10 protein-coding genes and 1 pseudogene are annotated in these 21,276 nt (G+C 62.5%); 4 read left to right on the top strand and 7 right to left on the bottom strand.

Features of this window, described 5'->3' with window-relative positions; all coding sequences use genetic code 11:
- The coding region (locus CDV44_RS26795; protein WP_087691659.1) for a hypothetical protein at nucleotides 1-687 on the top strand (687 nt) is incomplete at its 5' end.
- A gap of 261 nt (nucleotides 688-948) precedes the next feature.
- Nucleotides 949-1,845 carry a hypothetical protein gene (locus CDV44_RS26800; protein ID WP_087691660.1) on the top strand — a complete coding sequence of 299 codons (897 nt, stop codon included), beginning with the start codon at nucleotides 949-951 and terminating at the stop codon, nucleotides 1,843-1,845.
- A 115-nt stretch (nucleotides 1,846-1,960) separates the two neighbouring features.
- Here CDV44_RS26800 and CDV44_RS26805 read toward each other — a convergent pair whose 3' ends face one another.
- The 7 genes and pseudogenes from CDV44_RS26805 to CDV44_RS26835 form a co-directional block, all read right to left on the bottom strand.
- Nucleotides 1,961-2,263, bottom strand: a complete 303-nt coding sequence (locus CDV44_RS26805; RefSeq protein ID WP_249277744.1) for a hypothetical protein — start codon at nucleotides 2,261-2,263, stop codon at nucleotides 1,961-1,963.
- Between the two features lie 70 nt (nucleotides 2,264-2,333).
- On the bottom strand, nucleotides 2,334-4,430 hold the full coding sequence (locus tag CDV44_RS26810; RefSeq protein ID WP_087691661.1) for a site-2 protease family protein: 2,097 nt from the start codon (nucleotides 4,428-4,430) through the stop codon (nucleotides 2,334-2,336).
- Nucleotides 4,430-5,770, bottom strand: coding sequence for an efflux RND transporter periplasmic adaptor subunit (locus CDV44_RS26815; protein ID WP_087691662.1), 1,341 nt, complete (start codon nucleotides 5,768-5,770; stop codon nucleotides 4,430-4,432). The genes CDV44_RS26810 and CDV44_RS26815 overlap by 1 nt, the downstream gene beginning before the upstream one ends.
- Nucleotides 5,767-6,528 (bottom strand): efflux RND transporter periplasmic adaptor subunit, encoded by a 762-nt coding sequence (locus CDV44_RS26820; RefSeq protein ID WP_249277745.1) that lies wholly within the window; start codon nucleotides 6,526-6,528, stop codon nucleotides 5,767-5,769. The genes CDV44_RS26815 and CDV44_RS26820 overlap by 4 nt, the downstream gene beginning before the upstream one ends.
- A gap of 4 nt (nucleotides 6,529-6,532) precedes the next feature.
- The gene (locus tag CDV44_RS26825) at nucleotides 6,533-8,101 is read right to left on the bottom strand and encodes a TolC family protein (RefSeq protein WP_087691664.1); all 1,569 of its coding nucleotides are present in this window, start codon (nucleotides 8,099-8,101) and stop codon (nucleotides 6,533-6,535) included.
- Between the two features lie 13 nt (nucleotides 8,102-8,114).
- Complete coding sequence (locus CDV44_RS26830) at nucleotides 8,115-18,695, bottom strand: VCBS domain-containing protein (RefSeq protein WP_170936120.1); 10,581 nt, start codon at nucleotides 18,693-18,695, stop codon at nucleotides 8,115-8,117.
- Nucleotides 18,696-18,825: 130 nt separating this feature from the next.
- Nucleotides 18,826-19,401 (bottom strand): annotated as a pseudogene (locus CDV44_RS26835) (YSC84-related protein).
- A 473-nt stretch (nucleotides 19,402-19,874) separates the two neighbouring features.
- Between CDV44_RS26835 and CDV44_RS26840 the strand changes: the two are divergent.
- Both CDV44_RS26840 and CDV44_RS26845 read left to right on the top strand, forming a co-directional pair.
- Nucleotides 19,875-20,498, top strand: coding sequence for a response regulator transcription factor (locus CDV44_RS26840; RefSeq protein WP_087691666.1), 624 nt, complete (start codon nucleotides 19,875-19,877; stop codon nucleotides 20,496-20,498).
- A 61-nt stretch (nucleotides 20,499-20,559) separates the two neighbouring features.
- A partial coding sequence (locus CDV44_RS26845) for a hypothetical protein (RefSeq protein WP_141118819.1) occupies nucleotides 20,560-21,276 on the top strand: 717 nt, incomplete at its 3' end.

Genomic DNA, 21,276 nt, shown 5'->3' on the forward strand with positions numbered 1-21,276 from the left:
CTGATCAGCGTGCCGTTCCAGTTCAATTACGATTCGGATGTTGGCCCCAACCGCGACGGCAACAAATTCTTGATGAATTTTCAGCCGGTGGTGCCGATCCATCTGAATCAGGACTGGAACCTGATTTCGCGGACGATTCTTCCTGTGGTGTCACAGAACAATGTGGTACCGGGGGCTGGTTCTCAGACCGGGCTTGGCGATGTGGTGCAAAGTCTGTTCCTATCTCCACAGAAACCCACTGCCTCTGGCTTGATCTGGGGGGTAGGGCCGGCCTTTCTCATTCCGACCGGCACCGATCCGTTGCTCTCGTCACGTAAATGGGGGGCGGGCCCGACCGCAGTCGTCTTGATGCAATCGTCGGGATGGACATACGGGATGCTCGCCAATCACATCTGGTCCTTTGCCGGCCCGGAGAATCGCGATTCGGTCAGTTCGACGTTCTTGCAGCCCTTCCTCACTTACACGACGAAAACGGCATGGACGTTCGGGGTCAATACCGAATCGACATACGACTGGACGCACAGGCAATGGTCGACCCCCATCAACGCCTTTGTGTCGAAACTGGTCAAGATCGACGGTCATCCCGTTAGCATCGGCGGTGGGGTTCGCTACTGGGCTGCGAGCCCTGACGCCGGTCCGCACGGCTGGGGTGGGCGCATCATTATCACGATGCTGTTCCCCGGTTGATACCGCATACCTATCGATGGGCATCGATGTGGCGCATGGCCCCGGTCAGAACGCCATTTATATCCAGATCGGCAGTGCGTGGCGTTGAGGTTAGTGGCGCTGCGTCGCGTGTCTTTGCGATGCGCGTGAATTGCCTCAAAGGGCAAGCGGATTGCCCGACTCCCCGACTCCCCGATGGCACGTTGAAGACAAGCACGTGACACTAGCGCCAGGGTGACCCAACGGTCAGCTTTTCCCGATGCGAGACAGGGGACTTCAATCATGAATCGTTGTAAGGAGGGGGTGGCCGCACTGCGCGCTGCAGTGTTGCTTATCACTGCAATATGCACACCGGCGCTGGCCGCAGAGACGAAGGTGATATCCGTTGAGACGGTGCTTGCCACTACCCCTGCCCCTTCCGCGTCACCCGCCCCGCCCCTCGCCGACGCGAGCGTTCCGTGGGAATTCGCCATCACCCCTTATCTCTGGTTGCCGAGCGTTGGTGGATCGCTGCGGTTTTCCCTGCCTGCCGGCAGAACGGATGCGGACACTGGCCCTTACAACTATCTGGAACACCTGCGTTTCGCGTTAATGCTGCAAGGCGAGGCGAGAAAAGGAGACTGGAGTCTTCTGGCGGATGGCATCTATCTGAATTTCGGGCGACACGAAAGCACGAGCAAGACGATCAACGGCGCGTTCGGCGCAGGTGAAACCCAGCAAAGTGCCGAAACAAGCCTGAGCGGTACGCTGATTCAATTGGGCGGCGGATACACGATGGTGCGGCGCGAGTGGGACAACGTCGATGCGGTGCTTGGGGTGCGGTATCTCGGTGTGGAGGCGACATTGGACGCGTCCGCCGTCGCAAGCGTCGAGCGTGGCCTGGCCGCGAGCCCCGCAGTCAGCGCCTCGGAGCGCCAGAATGTGTTCGACGCCTTCGTTGGTGTGCGGGGGCGCGCCTTGCTCTCCAGGGACGGTCGCTGGTATGTGCCGTTTTATATCGATGTCGGTACCGGGACCTCGAGGGTGACCTGGCAGGCGTTGAGCGGGATTGGCTATTCGGCGAAGCGGGTCGATATCAGCCTGACGTACCGGTATCTTGTCTTTTACGGTTCCGGTGATCAATTGGTGCAAAAATTGCGTTTCAACGGCCCAAGTCTAAACGTGACGCTCAGATTCTAGCCACGTCGTTGCTGCTGATACATGCACGCCGATTCCCCAGAGGGAATCTCACGTCTTACAGGGTCACCCACCCCTTGCTGAAGCGCGAAGCGCAAAGGGTAGGTGACCCGCCATCTCAGGCGCCTGCGCCGGCTGCGGCGCGTGCGTCGGCAATGGCCTTGTCCCGCTCGGCGCGCGCTTGCGCGACCTTGTCGTTATAGACCTTCTTAGCAGCGGCGACTTTTCGGTCGTACGCCTTGTTCGCCGCGCGGATCCGGTTGTGCATCTGCACTAACGCGTCGCCGCTTTGGCCTGCGGCGGCCGGTGCAGTGGCTGCCGGTGCTGCGGGTGCCGGTGCGGGGGCAGGCGTCTGCGCCAAGGCGGCGCTGCTTGCCAGTACGGCGCTGAGAAGGACGGGGATGAAAAAGGCTCGCTTCATATTGCATTCTCCAGAGTGGTGAATCGGGAACCTGCGTGGATAACGCCTGCTGCTGTCATCGGCTGAGGCATCAGAATCCGCTCTCACGGATCAACGCCGCTGCCAAATGGGTGACGCCTTCGAACAACAAACTGCGTCGCATGCCTTCGATTTGCAACTGACCGCGCGTCTCCCACAGCGAGGGGGGCGGCGCATCGAGCTTGATAAGCAAGTGGAATACCGGCGGATTCGGTATCAAGGCATCGCGCTCGGTCGACACGGCGAGCGGCCCCTTGTAGCGCGACGCCAGCATCGGGTGGTCGAGTTGGCGTGCGCGTGTGGTGTCGACTGCCACCACGCGCCCGGCAATCGGCGACACGTGACCGGTCGGATAGAAGCGGGCCTCGTCGCCAACCTTCAGATACCGAATCGAATCGGGACCGACGTAGGCGTCCACCTGCCAACTGTGCGGATCGACCAACACACCCACGGCCGTCTTGGGGTTGATCCACTGGTCCGGCCGCCAGTCAGGATTCACGTCCATCCAGCGCCCCGCAAACGGGGCCGTCAGGCGCAAACGGGCAATTTCGGAGTGCGCGGCCGCCGCTTCTTCGTATTGCACGCTCAAGCGCTCGCGTACCGAGGTTTCCTGATTCAGACCGTTGGCATCGGCAATTAGCCCGGACAAGCGCGCTTCGTAGCCGCGAATGCCAGCTTCGCTGCTGTTCATCTTCGCGTTGATGTCGGGCTCTTCCATCGCCATAAGCACTTCGCCCTCCCGCACGTTGCCCGCTGCCCGAATCATCTGGATGCGTGCCGGGAACGGCACGAACACCCGCAGCGAGCGCTCGACGCGTGCCACGCCGTCCGCATGAATCTCCATGTGCCACGGAATGGCGAGCATGCCGAGACCGAATAGCGCGATCGCACCGAATGCGAGTTTTCGGCTGTGGCGGATGCGCCGCCGCTCGCGCCACCAGTGACCCAATTCGCGCGCTACCGGCAGCGCGATGAACCAGCAGACTTCGACGGCGAACAGGAAGATGCCGAGCAATTTGAAGAACACGAAGTACACGGTCACCGCGATGCCGAGAAAGAGCGTAAAGCGATAGACCCACGTGACGAACTCGAAAGCCACCAACGCACGGCGTTGTGCAGGAGGGAAGGGTTCCGGCCACGGATCGTCCAGACCGAGTAGCGTGCGCCTCAGACTGACCCGCGCGAGTGCAGAAGCCCGCTGGTGAAGATTCGGGAAGTCGAGGAGGTCGGAAAGAATGAAGTAGCCGTCAAAACGCATGAACGGGCTAGCGTTGATCGCCAGCGACAGCACCCAGCTGGTGGTCGCCAGATAAAGCAAACCGTTGCGCAGTGGGCCGGGGTCACACAGCGCCCACGCCAAGGTGGACAGGCCCGCCAGCGACAGCTCACACAGAATGCCTGCCGACGCGATGGCCAGACGCTGACGCGCGCTGCGCAGCTTCCAGCTCTCGCCGGTGTCGGTGTAGAGCATCGGCCACATCACCACGAACGCGATGCCCATGTGTGCCACCTTGAGCCCCAGACGCGTGGCGACGACCGCGTGCGCGAGTTCATGCAGCGTCTTCGCGACGATCAGCGCGAGTGCGAAACTGAGCACGCCGTCGACCGAAAACGAGTCCACGACGGCCTTCGTGAAGACGTCCCATTGTTGAAGCACCAGCACGATGCCGAGCACGCTGGCGAGCACGATGGCAATCGGCGTCGCCGGGGTAAAAAGCCAGCCCAGCCGCTTCGTTAGCCCCGCAAGAAAGCGTTGCGGTCGCACCAGCGGAATGCGGAAAAACAAGTAATGATGCAGCCACCAGCGCCAGGTCAGCCAGCTTGTGCCTTTCAGGCTGCGGTGCAGGCGCGCGTACGCCTGAGCCGTCGGCTTGAGCAAGCTGTGCTGCTCGAGAAACGCACGGAACGCGAGCACCTGATCGATCACGGGGCGCAAGGCCGTCGCCGCGGCAATGTCGTCGCAGATGCGGGCAGGCGGCTGGTCCCAGCGCAGCAGGCATTCGAATTCGAGCCAGCCGATACGGTAGAAGCGATTGGCGACGACGTCGTGGATGACCCACGCCGGTTCACCGTTGCGGCTAGGGGCGGCTCCGTCCAGGCGCAGGTCGTCGCGCAACGCGGGCGAGGGGGATTCCGGATCGATCGGCATTACAGTCCGGCCCAGGCGCGCAGCGACGCCAGCGGGCGCCGCAGCAGGTAGTAAGCGAGCGCTACACGCTGGCCATGCAGCTTGGCGGTACCGTGCAGTCCCAGCCGTGCATGGTCTTGGGTGCCGTCGATACTGGCTAGCAAACGATACGCAACGATGCCGTCGTCGGTTGGCTTGGCTTCATAACTGGTCTCGACGATCTTGCCCTGTAGCGGCGACAGCGGCCATGCAGTGAGGTACAGCGTGACGTCGTCACCCGGATCGAGTGCGATAGCGTCTGCCACCGCGAGATGAATCAAGATTGCGGGCTTGGCGGGATCGGCCAACTGAAGAATGCGTTCGCCGGTGACGACGGGCTTGCCGATCCAGTCGTTGGGATCGCTGTACACCACTACGCCGCTTTCCGGCGCGAACACGCGGGTGCGCTTCAACTGCGCCGTGACGGCGGCCAACTCGGCGCGCCGCTGCTCCGCCACGCCACCGAGCACGGTCAAATCATTCTTGCTCTGCGCGTTATCGAACGCGCGTTGACTGGCGGCCGTCAACTCGGCGTCGGCAACGGCAACCTGCCCGCGTAGCACGTCGACACGGCTGCGCAGCGATGTCTCGTCGAGTGTGAAGAGGGGGGCGCCAGCCTCCACGCGTTGATTCGGTCGTACCTCCAGAGACGCAATGACGCCATCGATCGGCGAGCTGATGATGCGCGCGTCGCTCGACACGATTTCGGCAGGGGCCAGCACGGTCTGCCGTACAGGCACGAGCAACAGAATCGCGATGACCGCGCACGCGCCGATCACTTGACGCCGCGTCGGTCGCCAGCCAAAGCGCACGCTACGGCGCGCGAGTGCCCACCAGCAGTATCCCCACGTGCGCACGACACCGTGCAGCACGGTGGTGAAGGCCTCTGTGGGCGGTGTGTCCAGTAGCACGATCAGAAGCGCGAGGCGCTTGCCGCCCGGCGCATGTATCGGCACGCACCACACGCCCTGCGGCCACCAGTCTGCCCACCCTTCGGCAATGTCAGGCGGCGGTTCGACGGCGTCTCGCGCGATCCAGCGCGGCTCCGGCGTCGTGCACTGTGTGCCGATCCAGACGCTGGCGCGGTTCAGCCACACCAGATACGGCGAATCTTCGGTCGGCAAGGCCAAGCCCGAGACGCACAATAACTCGCACCGCTTGCCGTGATCGGCGAAGACCAGCGCTTGCCGGAACGGCAGTACGGCGTGCAAGTCGTTGCCCATCGTGAAGGCGAGGGCGTTGATGGAATCCGCCGCCATGGCGCGCTCACGCAGCGCGTCGAGAAACTGGAGCAATGGGTTGGGCGGAAAGGGCGCGTTCATTGCGGATTCGGAAAGCGTGCAATGCCGCTCATGCCCGCGACCAAATCCTGCGGCGTGCCGTCGAGTTGGGCTTCGAGTTCAACGGTTTGTGCGACTGCGTCGACGCGTGAATTGACCGCGCTCACACGTGCCGGATACGTTTTGCCGGTTTCGTTGATGGTGATATCGAGGCGGCTGCCCGGGCGCAGCTTGACCAGTAGCGCGGACGGCACATTCAGACGCACCTTGAGCGCGCCGTCGCCGACGAGATCGACGATGGGGGTTCCCGCTGCCACCGTTTGATAGGGCTTCACATAAACCTTGGCAATGCGTCCGCTGAAGGGCGCGCCGACCTGACAATAGCCCTGCTGGGCCTTCGCCAGTGCGAGGGCGCCTTTGGCCTTTTCCACTTCGGTGGACGCGAGCGCGACCTCGATATCGCCTGCTGCTTTCAATTCGCGCAAGCTGCGCTTGGCCATCAGATTTTGGTCGGCCATGTTCAACTCGGCCTTTGCCACATTGGCGCGTGCCTGCACTTCGGCGCAGTTCATCCGGGCGATCACGGCGTTCTTGGCGACCGATTTTCCCAGCGACGCTTGCAGGTCGACGATGGTGCCGTTCATCTCGCTCGAGAGCGTGGTCTCGAGATTCGGCGCGAGCAAAACGCGGATGACGTTCGGGTCGTCGGGCCTGTCGTTGCCGCCTGTGGGTTTGGCGCCCAGCGCCGGGGCCGCGGCCAACACCAGCCATGCGGCCATCGCAGGTATCCAGGCGCGCAAAGGGTTACTCCTCTGATTTTGCATAGGCGGCTTCAACGGGCTGGGGAGATTGGGCCGTCGGGGCGGGCGCTGGGATGCCCTCCGGGTTTTGTTGCTGCTGCGTCATCGTGCGCTCGATCTCTTTGGCGAGCGTGGCAACGTCGTCCTTGGCGATGGCGTCCGGCATCACATCGAAACCAAGCGAGTTGTAGACGCGACCCCAGGCGGCTTGGGCATCCGAGTACGCGGCTTCGCGCTGGTAGCGCGACAGCAGGTAACGCCCCTCTGCCCGAATGACTTCGAGTTCTGAGCCGAGCGAGACGGTGTGCGCTGCGTTGGCATAGTCGAGCAGGTCTTTGTCGACGCGCAGGCTGTCGTCGGCGAAGCTAAGTTGCTGGCGCGCTAACTGGTAACGCAGCGTGCCGATGCGCACCTGCGTAAGAATCGCCATCGACAGGGCGAGTCGGCGCGTTTGATCGGTCTGTTGTTGAGACGCTTGTTGCGCGTTGAGCGAAGGCAGTTGCAGCAGCCGGAATAAGTTGACCGACACGCGCACGCCGATGGCCGCCCAAGCGTTGTTGTAGAGGTAGGTGTTCGAATCGTAGTTGGTACTCAAGTCGATACCGATATTCGGCCAGAGCTGCGCCTTGGCAATGGCGATATCGTTCTCGTTGACGCGCTTGCGATACCACTCCTCCATAATTTCCGGCCGGTTTTGCAGCGCGAGCGTCTCCAACGTCGTCACCGGAGTGGAGAGGTTCGGCAGCGTGCCTTCTTGCGTATCGGCTAGGACGAGCGGGGTGCCGGGCGGCAGCGACATCAACGCCGAGAGTTCGGCTTGCGCGAACTCGAGGTCTTGGCGACGGATGGTCAGCAGCGAGATCGAATCGATCAGCGCGCGCTGGTACGCGAGAATGTCTTGCTTCGGCATCAGGCCTTTGCCTTCGGCCTCGCGTGCCTGCTGCAACGCCGTTTGGGTGCGTTTCAGAAGCTGGTCGACTTCGGGCTTCAGACGCTGAGCGGAGAGCGCGCGCCAGTAAGCGTTGCGCACATCCTGCAATACGTTTTGCGCCACCTTGCGGCGGCGTTCCTCGGCCATCAGCATCTGGTCGGCTTTCTGCTGCGTCCGGTAGTACGCCATGCCGAAGTCGATCAGATTCCACGACATGCCGAGCGAGGCCACTTGGTGATAGCGCTCCTCCGACGTCGATGCCCGCAAGCTGACCTGACGGTCTTCAATACCGATCGAGGTGCCGCCAGAGTCGTTGTTGCGTCCCAAGTAACCGGCCGAGGCCACAAGCTGTGGCAGCAGCGCATTGGTCGAGACATCGCGCAGGTTGGCCGCCAGCGCGCTCTCCATGAGCTTGAGGCGGTAATCGAGGTTGTACTTCAGTGCGCGGGCCGCCGCCTCGTAGAACGTGATGGGGCCGGTGACGGGCTCCTGCCCGTCGTACATGGCGATCTGATCGTCCACGACGCGCTGCTTCACCGAGTCGGCAGGCTCCGGCTGCGGATAGAGCGAAGCACAACCCGACAACACGGCGAGTGAACACACTAGCGCGGCAGCGAGGTGCGTCGCCCTGCGAGTTGGCAAGACAGGCGTCTTGCTACGATGGCTTGCGTTTGTGCGTGTCACGTTGGGTGTCCCGAATGGCAGGCAGCTTCTTCGCTGCCGTTTGCAATTGCGAATGAAAGCCCTCTGCGGTCTTCGGTGCTTCTTGCTCCGCAGGCGGATGCATCCCCTGCGTCATATGATTTGCCAGCGCCGCAAACACCGACGGATCGGCCAGTAGGCCGTCGGCCGAGAGACTGACGCGGCCATGTCGGCCAAAGATCCACGCGTCGTCGAAGTCGTTGACGATCTGACTGTTGCGCACGACGCGGCTCACGAACTGACCCGGTGCGAGATCCGGCACGCGGCTCGACGCCGAATCGTCGAGGCCCGTCAGCGGCCAGCCGATCTGGCTGCCGTCGGCCTCGCGCGAGAACGAGAGTTCGCGCAGGGCGTTCGCTTCGACTACGGGTGTCACGAACACTGTGGGGATGAAGCCCACGTTTTGCGGCGCGTTGTCGCGCGGCACGAGACTTTGGTCCCAGTGCGGCCCGTTGTCGCCGCTCGGCGGAATGTACGGTGCCGAGATGTCGAGATGCAGCGTCAATTGGGCTTGCGCGGTCTGTCCGGCGAGGTCGCTCACGGTGTAAGTGAAGACGTCCTGCAAGACTTGCCCCAGTCCGGCAGCGGTAAGTACGGTCGGGTTGGTCAGGTCGATCGCATAGGTGTAGCTGCCGTCGGCATTGAGCACGAGCGTGCCGTAGCGGCCCGCGAGTGCCTGCCCCGGGGCCGTGGCAACACCCCCGCCCGCAGCCGGACGCACCCCCACCACAGTGAGCGCGTCGTTCGCATCGACATCGGTGTCGTTGATGAGGACGTTGCCGTGGGATTGCGGTGTCGGTGTCTGGTCGCTCGCCGTGTTGCTGTCGTTCTGAGCGACAGGGGCATCGTCGGCGCCGCGGATGGTGATCGTCAGCTTGGCCTGCGACGTGGCTCCGGCCGTGTCTGTCATCCGGTAGACGAAGACTTCGGTGAGCGTGTCGCCGTTGGTCCGTAGCGCTTGCACGGTGGCGTTGGCGTTGTCCACCACATACGTGTAGCTGCCGTCGGCGTTAAGCACGATCTGGCCGTATTGGCCGGTGAGCGCCGTGCCTGCCGTCGCCGTGGTGCCCGCCGCGTTCGACAGATCAACGACATGTTTGGACTCACCATTCGCCACGCTATCGGTGTCCGTGTCGTTATCCAGCACATTGCCCGTGGCGTTTTGGCCCGGCGTGCCGTTGTTCACCCCACCCGCTTCGAGCGCGCTGCCCGTGTCGTCATGCGCCACGGGATTGTCGTTGGCACCGTGAATCGTGATGGTGAGCGTGCTCGTCGAGGTGACGCCGTCCGCGTCGGCCATCGTGTAGGTGAACACTTCGGTGAGCGTATCGGTGAAGGTGCGCAGCCCTTGCACGGTGGTGTTGCTGTTGTCCACGGCGTAGTCGTACGTACCGTCGGCGTTGACGACGATCTGGCCGTACTGGCCGACGAGCGTCGCGCCGGGGAGCGCCGCAGTGCCCGCCGCGCTGCTGATACTGGTGACTTGCCGGGTTTCGCCGTTGGCGGCGCTGTCGTCGTCGTGATCGTTGGTCAAGACGTTGCCGGTCGCATTACGCCCCGGGGTGCCGTTGGCGACGCCACCGGATTCGAGTGCGTTATCCGTGTCGGGCATGGCGACCGGATTATCTTCCGCGCCATGAATGGTGACGGTGAGCGTGGTGGTCGCCGTGAGGCCGAACTGGTCGGAGACGGTATACGTGAAGACGTCCTGAATCGTCTGGTTATAGGTACGCAGTGCCCCCACCGCAGGCAGGCTGTTGTCGACGACATAGCTCCATGTGCCATCGCGGTTGATGGTGAGCGAGCCATAGGCGCCCACGAGCGCTGTGCCCAAGGTGCCTGCCGTACCGTCCGTCGTGGTGAGGTCTCCCGTGCGTATCGCCGCGACGTGGATGGCGTCGGTTCCCGGTGTGCGGTCGTTGTCCGGATCGGAGTCGTTGTCGAGCACATTGCCCGATGGATTGACGCCTGCTGTCGCGTTGTGGTCGCCGCCCGCTTCGGTGGCGTCTGCCGTGTCGGCGACGCCAACGGGCGGGTCGTCCCGTCCGCGAATGACCACCGTGAGCCGCGCTACCGTGGTTTCTCCAGCGAGGTCGCTGACCTGATAGGTAAAAACGTCAGACAGGATTTGCGTCGGCAGCAGGGCAATGACATCGGGGTTGGTGGTATTCACCGTGTACGTGAAGGTGCCGTCGGCGCCAATGACAAGATCGCCGTAGCTGCCATGTATCAGCGTGGGGCCCGACGTGCTGCTGCTCCCGGTTGTGATCAGGGAGAACGTGTCGGTATTCGTGAGCGTGCCGGTGCCGATGCCGATGGCCGTGAGTTTGTCGCCCGCGTCGACGTCGGTGTCGTTCGTCAGCACGTTGCCGCTAGGGTTCACGGCGTTGCCGCTGCCGTTATCGGCGGCGGCCAGCGCAATGTCGTTCGCGGCGACCGGCGTATCGTCCTGACCGGTGATGACGATTGTCAGTTCTGCCTGCGCCGTGGCACCGTGCGTGTCGGTCACCGTGTAAGTAAAGTGCTCGGTGAGCGTATCCGTTGCGGTACGCAGCGCCTGCACGGTGGCGTTGTTGTTGTCGACGGTGTACGTCCAGTTGCCACCGGCGCCCAGCGTGAGGGTGCCATAGGCGCCCGCCAACGCTTGTCCGATGGTCCCGGCGGTGCCCGTTCCGGTGATCTCCCCAGTGCGGATCGCGCTGACACTGAGCGTGGCGGTGTCGCCGGTATCCGGATCGGTGTCGTTCGACAACACGTTGCCGGACGGATTGATCCCCGCCGTGCCGTTGTTCACGCCACCGGCTTCTTGCGCGTGCGCCGTATCGTTTTGCGGCGTAGGGGCGTCGTTGGCGCCGGTGACCGTGATGACGAGTTGCGCGGTGTCATGCAAGCCCTCGGTGTCGACGATCTCGTAGGTGAACGTCTCTTGCAACGTGCCTCCGGCAGGCAGCGCGAGCACAGCCGCGTTGGCGCTATCGACGTGATACGTGTACGAGCCGTCTGCGCCGATCGTCAGCGTGCCGTAGGTGCCGGTGACGACCGTGCCGTTCGTGGACGTGGTGCCCGACGCGACGGCGTTCAAGGTGCCGCCCGCCACTTCCGTGCCGGTACGAACACCGTCGACTTTCAAAACCGTGTTCGGTTGGTCGATGTGATCGACGTCGGAGTCGGCACCGCTGCCGTTGGGGGCGCCGGTAATGACGTTGCCGCTCGCGTCGACGGGCGTGGTGGCAGGGTTGGCCGAACCTGCCGTGGCCGAGCCTGCGTCGTCGTTCGCGACCGGGTTGTCGTAGGCGCCTCTCACTTGCACCGTGATCTGCGCGAGGCTGCTCAGACCACTCGCATCCGTTACCTGATAGGTGAAAACGTCGACAAGCGGCGCGTCGCCCGGGACCAGCGCCTGCACGGCCGCATTGTTGTTGTCGACCACATAGCGATAGGTGCCGTCCGCGCCGATGGTCAACGTGCCGTACGCGCCGGTGACCGGCGTGCCGGTGGTGCTGTCGGTACCCGATGCCACGGAGAGCAGCGGCCCGTTCACCGCGACTTTGGGGCCGGTGATGATGCCGCTTACGTGTAGCACTTCGCCGTTGGCCGCGGAATCGGGATCGGTGTCGTTGGTGAGGACGTTGTCGCTGGGGTTGGTCCCCGGGGTGCCGTTGGTGACGCCACCGGCCTCTGTGGCCGAGATATGGTCGTCGACGCCGGTCGGTGAATCGTTAGCCCCGTGGATCGTGATGGTAAGCGTGGCGCTCGACGTCAGCCCCCCGGTATCGACGATCTGGTAAGTGAACGTCTCCGTGAGTGTCTGGCTGTACAGGCGCAGCGCCTGCACGTTCGCGTTGGCATTGTCGACGACATATTGGTAGCCGCCGTTCGGCCCGAGGGTCAGCGTGCCGAATGCGCCCGCGAGGACGCCCGGCGTGCTTGCCGTCACGCTCACGCTGTTGCCGGCGGAATTGCTGACGCCTGTCACGTGCAACACGTCGCCGTTGGTCTGGATATCGACGTCGGTGTCGTTGGTGAGCACGTTGCCAGTCGGGTTGACGCCGAGGGTCGCGTTGTCGGTGCCACCGGCTTCGGTGGCCTGCGCCGTGTCGGGGTTGGCCACTGGCGGGTCGTTCACAGCAATGACGGTGATCGAGAGCGTGCTGATGGCATGGAGCGCGTCGCCCGTGCCGCTGCTGGCGTTGCCTGGCTCGCCGGGAATGCCGTTGCCGTTGGCATCGCCGAAGTTGCCCTGATCGTTGGTGTCGATGGTCAGGGTGTCGGTGCCGTTGTAGTTCGCGTTGCCGAGATATTGGAGGTTCGCGAGCGCCTGATTCAATGCGCTCAGGCCGCCTGTGAGCACTAACGTACCGGACCCGCTGCCGGACTGCGTCACCCCGGCGGGAAGACTGCTCAGCGAGAGCTGGCCGTGAAGGACCGTCAGCGTGATCTGAAGACTGCCGCTGCCCGCGTCGATGTCGCTAATCGTGATGCCGGCGAGACTAAAGGTGGTGTCTTCGTTACCGGCGGGCGGGGTGCCGGGCAGTGCGTTGGCCGGTGCTGCATTCTGCTCGACATACCCGGCGTCGGCTTCGCCCTTGACGCCATCGGCAAGGGTGACGTTGACGGTGCCGAGCGTGTTCCCGTCGGTGTCGATGCGCACCTTCAGCACGTCGACCGGATTGGGGCGCAAGTCGATATCGGACGGCGTCAGTATTTGATACACACCCACCGGCAGTACGCCGAACGAGTAATGACCGTTGGCATCTGTCGTGGCTGTGAAGGTCTGGTTGTCGGCGGTGGTGGTGATGTCGTTGTCCAGCCCCGCCCAGACGAGCGTGACGGTCTGGTTTGCCAGCCCCGGTCCGTCCGGTGTCGTGGACGCGGTGGCCGACGTCGTATCGTCCCAGAGCGTGCCCTGAATCACACCTAACCCGGCAGCCGCGTTGAGCACGTAGTTGTTCGGCCCGCTGCCGTCGCCCGTACGTTCGCCCTGAATACTGCCCGCCGCACCGACACTCGACCCGCCCCAACTGGTGAACGAATCGGGCATGCTGGTCCACGTAAGCGTCGCGTTGGTCGGCGCAATGACCGTGGCGTTGGGCACGTTGGCGGAGTAGAACACTTGCACCTTATCGCCCACATTGAGCTGGGCGAATGTCAGATGCAGGCCGCTCGTCATGTCGGCCGTGACACCGATGCTGCTGAGTTGCGCTGCTGTATAGCTGGTGCCGTTGTAGACGAGATGATCGAACGTGTAGCCGGTCGCGCCGGGGAAGCTGTCGTTCAAGACAACGTCGTAGGCCGGGGAGCCGCCGTTTTGTGTGAAGTCGATACGCACGTCGGCGGTGCCGATGCCCGTTGTCGAACTCGGGTTCGAAAAGTCGTAGACCTGCTTTTGCATGCCCGTGAAATGCGGCTCGGCCACGGTTTCGTTCACGGAGCCCGGCGTGACTTGATTCACGCCGTCCGCGATATCGACCGCCGTCACTGTCAGCGTGGTGCCAGCCGTGTTGGTGTCCACGTTCTGCACCCGTGCGTTGAATTCGATCACGATGCCTTCGAAGTCGGTATCGGTGTCGTTATTGACGATGTGACCGAGGTTGAACGTGACGGTTTGCGTGCCGTCTGCATTGTTGACGACGGTGAGGTACTTGCCATTGAACACACCGCTGATGGCATCGCCGGTGAGGTTCGGGTCGATCGGCTGCGCGTCGGTGCTGTGCTGATTCCCGAGTTCGGCGAGCACGCCGCTGGTGATGAGGTCGGTGATGTCCGTGGCGATGCCGTTGTTCGAGATGAACACAATGCGCATCGAGCCGTCGGCGTTGCCAATGCCGCCGCCATCGAGGATGTTGATCAGCTCCATGCCTTTGGGCAGGGTGATCTGCACCGAGTAGTTGCCGTCGTCGCCTTCTGCGACCAGCGAGACGATGCGGTAGCGGATCACTTCGCCCACGGTCACGCTTTCGGTCGGCGCACTGGTGGGCGATGACGCCGCCGTGCCCGGCATGCCGCCGACGCGTGAAATCAGGATGGCCTGCGCGATCTGTACGGTCTGCGTGTAGCTCGCTTGGTAATCGTTGAGCCCGCCCGGGCCATCGACGCCGGTGCGCTCGCCCGCGGGGTCAGCGGTGCCACCCGCCGTGCCGTTCAGACTGGTCCACTGGACCGTCGCGGTGTTGTCGAACGACGGCAAGCTTGCCGCTTGGGCCACGACCGTGCCCGTCACCTTGATGGTGATGCTGCCGCCTTTGACGATATCGATGTTCGCACCGCTCGCGGTGTGCAGCAGGCCGGTCGCGCTATCGAGCACAAAGTCGACGCCACCATTGTTGGTCGCGCCGTTGTTGTATGTGACCGTAAACGTCAGCCCGGTGAGTTGCGCGGGTAGGGCATCGCTGAAGGTGATGTCGAAGGCGTCGAAATCGGTGGCGGCGGTTCCGTTGCTGATGGTCATGTCGTACTCGACCGTATCGCCTTTGTCGACGCCGTAGGGGTTCAGCCCCGGCGTCGTCTGCGTCACCGTGAGCGTTGGTTCACGAATCACGACGGTGGGCGACGCACCGGTTTGCGCGACCGTGCGATCGAGCGGCGTGGCACCGTTGGGCGTGTCGCCGTCGGGGTCGCTGTAGGTCAATTGCGCGCCGTTGGCGAGGGTGACGCCAGCTTGATTGCTGCTGACGTTGCTCGCGGTGAGCCGCACGCGGATCACGAACGCATTGTTGCCGGTGACGTTGTCGGCATTGGCTTGCGCTGTTGTAAAGGTCATCGTGGCGCCGGTGGCGGTGCCGACGACCGAGCCGTTGAAGTCCGCCCCGAGGGCGGCGCTACCGGCGCGCGTCGTAATGATTACGTAGCCGGAGCCGCCGCCGAAAGTGGGGTCCAGTTGCATACCGGCTGGAATGAGGTCTTGAATGCGCAGGTTCTGCGTGGTGCCTTCGGGCAGGGTGACGACGATGTCGTAGGTCATGCCCTCGCCGATGACCAGATCGTTGCCGGTGGTATGCGAGGCTGTAGAGTCGCTGTCGCTCAGCGTGCCGTCGGCATACACCACGGTGATCGTGGGTGTGGCCACTTGTTCGTTGGCCGTGTCGGTTAGGTCGGTCGGCGTGAAGTCGGTGCCGTTCTCCACGCTGGAATAGTTGGTGAGTGTTGCTGTGGTCTGGAGCGAACTGCCAGCGGCGATGTTGCCAACCACCGTCGTGTCATAGGTAATGACGATGACATTCGAGCCAGCTTGATCTGCCGTCGTGCCGGGGCGACCGGCGAGCAACGTTGCGGCGTTGCCAGCGTCGAGAAACGTGATGGTGGTGCCGTTGACGGTGTAGTCGACGCCGAGCGTCAACGCTGTGCCGTCGCCGCGATAGATGGCGAGATTGGCCGCCGCGAGACTGCCGCCGACAAACTGAAGGCCGCCCGGCAGCGTTACCGTCGTGACGACGTTGAATGCGCCGCCGCCGCCCGAGTTCTTGATGACGGTGGCCAGACGAAGCGCGTCGCCAGCATCGATGCCGCTGACATCGCCGTCGACAGTGCTGGGGTCGATCACATGGCCGCTGAACGGGACGCCCGTCGAGCCGGGGGCGCTCCAACTGCCCGTCGTGCCGGTGATCGTGCCTGCGCTGCTGGAGACCACCCCTTGCGTGATGGCGAGCGTCGGTTCCGCGATGGATGAAATCACCGCCACGCTGCTGGAGACGAGCGCGTTGTGATTGATGGTCGTGACTTGATTCGACTGACCCAGGACATCGAGCGAGCGATTGTCCGCGTACGGCTGATCGCCTACGCGCAGGGTGAAATTCACCTGAATCGTCGTGCCGCTCGTGCCGTTCGTCGCATAGCTGCCGAAATTGAAGATGATCGAATTTCCGGCCCCGTCGGTGACACTGACGACACCGCCTTGATTGGTATTCGCGCTGCCGAAGGTCCATTGGTCGACACCGCTGCCCTGACTCCAATTGATGCCAGCGGTGTTCAGCAAGGGCAACGGTAGAAAGGCGGTGAGCGAGAGTTGCTCGTAGTCGCCCGTCACCAGGTTGTACGTGAGACTGAACGTCACTTGGTCGCCCGGCTTGAGCTCGCCGTTGGATGGCGGAGCCGCGCCGTTGACCGACACGATGTCGATGTGTACCTGACTGGTCGGGACGGTGCTCGTGGTCGACGAGTCGTCGGTGACGGTGCCGCCGGTGAGGTTCAGGCGATCGACGAGCAGTGTGCCGGTGACGATGGCATGGTTGCTAAACGAATCGCCTTCGTTGATTTCGCTTTGCGTGTAACTGCTCTTGTAGGCTTGGTCGACGAGCGCGAGATAGGAAATCTGCGCGGTCGTCGCGCCTTGGCGCGTGTTGTCGGACACGATGTCGCCAGCCAATGCGCCTGTCTTGAGCGGGGCCGACGCGGCGATCGATGCGCCGATGTCGAAAGTGATCGCGGTGGTGCCGTCAGCGTTGACCTGACTCGTGTACACCAGCGTAATGGTGTGAGCGACGCCGTCCTGCACGTAGGTGAGCGTGGGGGTTCCGGTCAGTGTCTGGCCGTCGCTTAGCACGTCGGTGACGACGAACTGACCCGCACCCAGTTGCGTCTTGCCCATGCCGAAGTAATCGGACAGCGCGATGTTGAGCGTGTAGCCGAGGGTATCGCCCGGCGTCACGCCCGGCGTACCGGTGTCGTTCTGCTCGGTCACCTGCTTCTCGAGGGTCGCCACCTTGGCGATGAAGGTGGTGCCGGTCCCATTGGCCGTGCCCGAGACATCCACGCTGGTTTGCGGCGGCGTCAGGTCGCGTGGGTCGAGCGGCACCCACTGCGCCGTACCCGATGCAGTGCCGAAGGCAATGGTGACCGGATTGCCGGTGGTGGGATCGATCACGCTCGCGCCGGTCGCATCGACCTGCGGGACATAAAAACTGACGACCGTATCGACCGACCCCGTCAGCGATGCGTACTCGACGGTATAGGCGCGGATAAATATTGAGTCGCTGTTAATGGCTGCGTTGATCGCGAGGGTGCTGGTGAGTACGCTGCCGTCTTGCAACGTGAGCGAGACGATGGTGCCGCCGCTGCCGGGCGTGATGGCCGTGACTTGCACGTTGTCGGGCAAATTTTGCGTGACGAACACGTTGCTGAGTGTTTGCCCCGGCGCCGCCGTTGCGGTGACCGTTTCCGTGTGGACGAAGTTGGGCCCCGTCGTCGTTTCTCCCTCGGGCATGTTCACGGTTTGCGTCAGTAAGACCACGGTCGGGTGCACGACGAAGTCTTGCCACGTTGCCGACACGATGGTCGGGTCGGTCGTGGGGTTGTCTAACGGGTCGTTACCGAATTCGAAGCCGCCGCGCGCCTCGATCGTAAGGTCTGGGCCGCTGTTCGAGAATGCGGTGTCCGCCAGGTTGCTCAGCGATGCGGTGACTTGAACGGTGATCGGCGGCTGGCCTTGCTGCACGCTGGCGAAGGGCAGTTCGAGCACCACGAGTTGGTCGCCCGCACGCAACCCATAGGTGGCCGCATTGATGACGAGGGGATTGCCGCTCGCGTCTTTGGCCAACGGATGCACGGCGTTGCCGTTGGCATCGAACGTGATGACGAAACTCGTCACCGCCTGGCCGAGATAGGTGGCCGATACAAAGCTCAGACCGTCGTTGCCGTCTTTGCCGGTCGCCGGGATCAGCAGGTCGATATAGGGCGCGTAGCCGACCTGGCTCGAAGTGTTGGAAAACGACACATTGAACGTGACCTGATCGCCGAGCAGCACGTCCTGTGCGGCGCTCGATAGCGTCACGGTCGGGCTGGCGTTGTCGAGCAGGCGGTCGTAGTGACTCACCGCGTAGGCGCTCAGGGCAATCGGTTTGTCGAGCGGACCGGTGGTCACTTCTAACGTCCAGTCGCCGCCCAACGCGGCGCTGCCGGTGGCGTTGTCGGACGCCCCCACGGTCGCCCCGGTCAGGCTGGCAAGCGTCTGCACCAGCGCTTGGCCCGCGCTACCCGCGCCGACATCGCAGCCATAGATTTCGATATCGGCGTCGCTGCTCAGGTGGCTGCGCCAGGTGCCAAGCGAGCTGGCCATCTGGGCGAGTGTTGCGCTCGTGTAGATCTGGTTACCGAGGGTGAATTGTCCGGCGGCGCCGTGCGAAAAGATCTGGACGGAGTCGGCGCTTCCCATGCTCGCGAGGGCGGCCGAGATGGCGGCGATGGCGTCCTGCCCGGGCTGGATGACCAAGACTTGGGTGTTGGCTGGTTGTTGTGCGAGCAGTTCGTCACCGTTTTCTACGCGGCTGTCTAACACCACCAGATTACGTGGCGCGGGTGAGGGGGCGGGCGCAGATGGCACAACGGCGGGGGGGGCGGCTTCGGTTCGGGCGTCGGCTTTCGCGTCTTGGCGGGCCACGGGTTCGGCTGCCGCAGCGGGGTGTGCGGAATCCGCCGGGTGGTGTTGTTCGGCGGCAGTCGCCCCGGCGCCATCAAACAGAATGCGCTGTTCCAATGCCAGCGTCAGACTGCGTGGCCGTAAATGGGGGGCGACATCTCGATAGTGAAAGGAATCAGCCATTCGATCTGCCTCGCATCAGCGCGTGGTCGACGCTCCCCGGTCATTGATACACCGGAAAGTGGACAGGGACCCGGCGGGCACGGGCGAGTGCGTGCGGTGACATCCGTCGTCAAGGCCACCGCACCGCCAGCTACAGGCTCAAACGATTGATCTTCGTGCCAGACAAGGAAAGATCGCCCATCAGTCCGCTGTTCGTGAGCACGATGACCTAGACGGGCTTGGTGGTGGTCGTGGTATCGATCTGGCCGTTTGCGCCGACTTTCACTAGCGCGACTGACGCATCCCCGCCTGCTGACCAGCCATTCGAGTTGCGGAATTTGTCGAGCGCGTCCTGGGGCATGAACAAGTAGATGATCGCCTTCGACTGCATGCCGATCGATGCCGATGTGATGCTGTAATAGCCTGCGGTACTGCCATCGACTTTCAATGCACCATCTCCGTGCTCTCCCCCAACCACGAACCCGGCCTGGACCACGGACGGGAACACGAGCACGCCTCGCGCCTTCGCGACCAATTCCCGGGCGCCGGGCGTGCCTTGATAGAGGCGAGAGAGCGTGCCCTGGACACTGGTGTCGATCGACCGTCGCTGCGCTTCGTTGGTCGCTTGTGAAGGCGGTTGGTTACCCGTGGTTGAGCAACCGGACAGGACTGTGCCCAGAAGCGCGAGAGAGAGGGTGACCTTGGGGGTGAAGAGTCGTCTTCGCATTTGGTCCTCCGCGAGATTTTCGAATTGTCTTGGTCTTACGGAGTTTCGCACCACTTCTCACGCTATTCCATAGGGGCATGGGGCAAATGGGATTGCCCTTCGGGGTAATGGGCGTTTGCCTGCGGGAAAGCGACGGGCGGACTGGACTACCAACAGCGATGTCGGAAAAATTGGGACACGGGTAGAGGTGCTTTGTATAACTTATTTTTGTCGCATTTGTTGATGGAATGATTCAGGTGTGCGATGCGTCGTAAATCAATCACTTTACTGATGGCGTGTAAGGTGCTATCAATGTTCTAGTTTGGAAATTCGAAGAATTTCAGATCGACGATCGCAGAAAAATAGAGATGTCCGGTATTAAGTGAGGTCGGTTATTAAAATTCCGCTGTTGAATAATATTAATTACGATCAGCAGCGGTTCGTTACTATTCTCGGGGCCCGAAGACAACACTGTGCGGGATACGGAGAACGTTATGAATAGCCGTCATGATGCAGTGATCCATGTCGTTGACGACGACCCTTCATTTCGTATGGCACTCGCGCGTCTGTTGGATGTGTTGGGTTATGACATCAGAGAGTATGCATCTGCGGGCGAATTCCTGGTGAGTGATCCGGATGCGCGGCCGGGTTGCCTTTTGCTTGACCTGGAGCTTGGCGGTCCGAGTGGGCTCGATCTACAACGGGCGCTCAAGCGATGGTCGACGGCTTTGCCCATTATCTTCATGAGCGGCTATAGTGATCTATCGCGAACGGTAGCGGCGATGAAAGCCGGGGCAATCGATTTTCTTATCAAACCGTTTGGACGAGACGCATTGGTCGATGCACTTGACGCGGCGATGGGCGACAGACAGCCGCGGCGAACACAGACCGATGATGACGACAACTGCGACGTTGTTCTCGATGCGAGAGAGACGGTTGTACTGCTGGGCATTTCCCGTGGGCTGCGCAACAAGCAGATAGCGGCTGAACTTGGCATCTGTGAACGGACAGTGAAAAGCTGCCGTGCCACCCTGATGCGCAAGTTTGGCGCCATGTCGCTGGCCGAGTTGTTAAGAAAGGCGCAAGGCTACATTCCGGAAACAGCGCTTCCCCCCTGATAGTGTGATCCGTGGCAAGGAGTCAATCGGCTGCGCATGACGATGCCAGTATGGTGATCCTATGGACCTTGCTGCGCGAGCTATCGCCCGAATGCGCGTACGTGTGGCGCCGAGCATTGCTATTGGCGTCGCACCCGCCTTTGTTCCCGTTTTTGCGGAGTTGCGTTTGGCAATCTTCAATCATGTGCGTTGCGGCAAGCCTCGTCCCATATCTGTCTTGGTCTGCCTCTTTGTCGGTTACGCCTGGCGGCGGGCAATTCGCTTTGGGTTCGGGGGCGTGTGGGCGCTTGCCGCCGCCGTCGTGTTCGCAGCGCCCCCGTCGAGGATTGTCATTCTCAGTGGTGCAGATCCGACGCAACCGGCGGCGCTAGTTCAGATTCAGGCCATGCGCAACGTCATACAAGCGAATAGTCCAGCCGGCACGGAGATCTACCTGGAGACGCTTGACGGATTTCGATTTGACAGCGGTCACCTCGCTGACGAATTGTTCGCGTTGCTCAAAAATAAATACGCCGGGCAGCCGGTGGATCTCGTCATTGTGCTCGGAAACTATGCTGCTCAATTTGCGATTCGCTACCACGACACCATCTGGGAACACGCCCCGGTGCTTGTCACCAGTGTTCCCGAAAGTTGGCTTGAGCAGCATCCCATACCGTCGACATTTTCACTCGTGCCTTATCGTATCGAGATCGCAAAGACGCTGGTGCTGGTGGAGACTTTGCAACCACATGCAAATCATCTTGTGGTCGTCGGCGGCGTGGCTGAGGTCGACAGAAGA

This window comes from Pandoraea sp. PE-S2R-1, from assembly GCF_002179865.1.
In the GTDB taxonomy this organism is placed as follows: Bacteria; Pseudomonadota; Gammaproteobacteria; order Burkholderiales; family Burkholderiaceae; genus Pandoraea.

Bases quoted from the DNA above. Each gene is read 5' to 3' on its own strand.
- CDV44_RS26800 (WP_087691660.1), top strand. From the start codon at position 949: ATGAATCGTTGTAAGGAGGGGGTGGCCGCACTGCGCGCTGCAGTGTTG.
- CDV44_RS26805 (WP_249277744.1), bottom strand. From the start codon at position 2,263: ATGAAGCGAGCCTTTTTCATCCCCGTCCTTCTCAGCGCCGTACTGGCA.
- CDV44_RS26810 (WP_087691661.1), bottom strand. From the start codon at position 4,430: ATGCCGATCGATCCGGAATCCCCCTCGCCCGCGTTGCGCGACGACCTG.
- CDV44_RS26815 (WP_087691662.1), bottom strand. From the start codon at position 5,770: ATGAACGCGCCCTTTCCGCCCAACCCATTGCTCCAGTTTCTCGACGCG.
- CDV44_RS26830 (WP_170936120.1), bottom strand. From the start codon at position 18,695: ATGGCTGATTCCTTTCACTATCGAGATGTCGCCCCCCATTTACGGCCA.
- CDV44_RS26840 (WP_087691666.1), top strand. From the start codon at position 19,875: ATGAATAGCCGTCATGATGCAGTGATCCATGTCGTTGACGACGACCCT.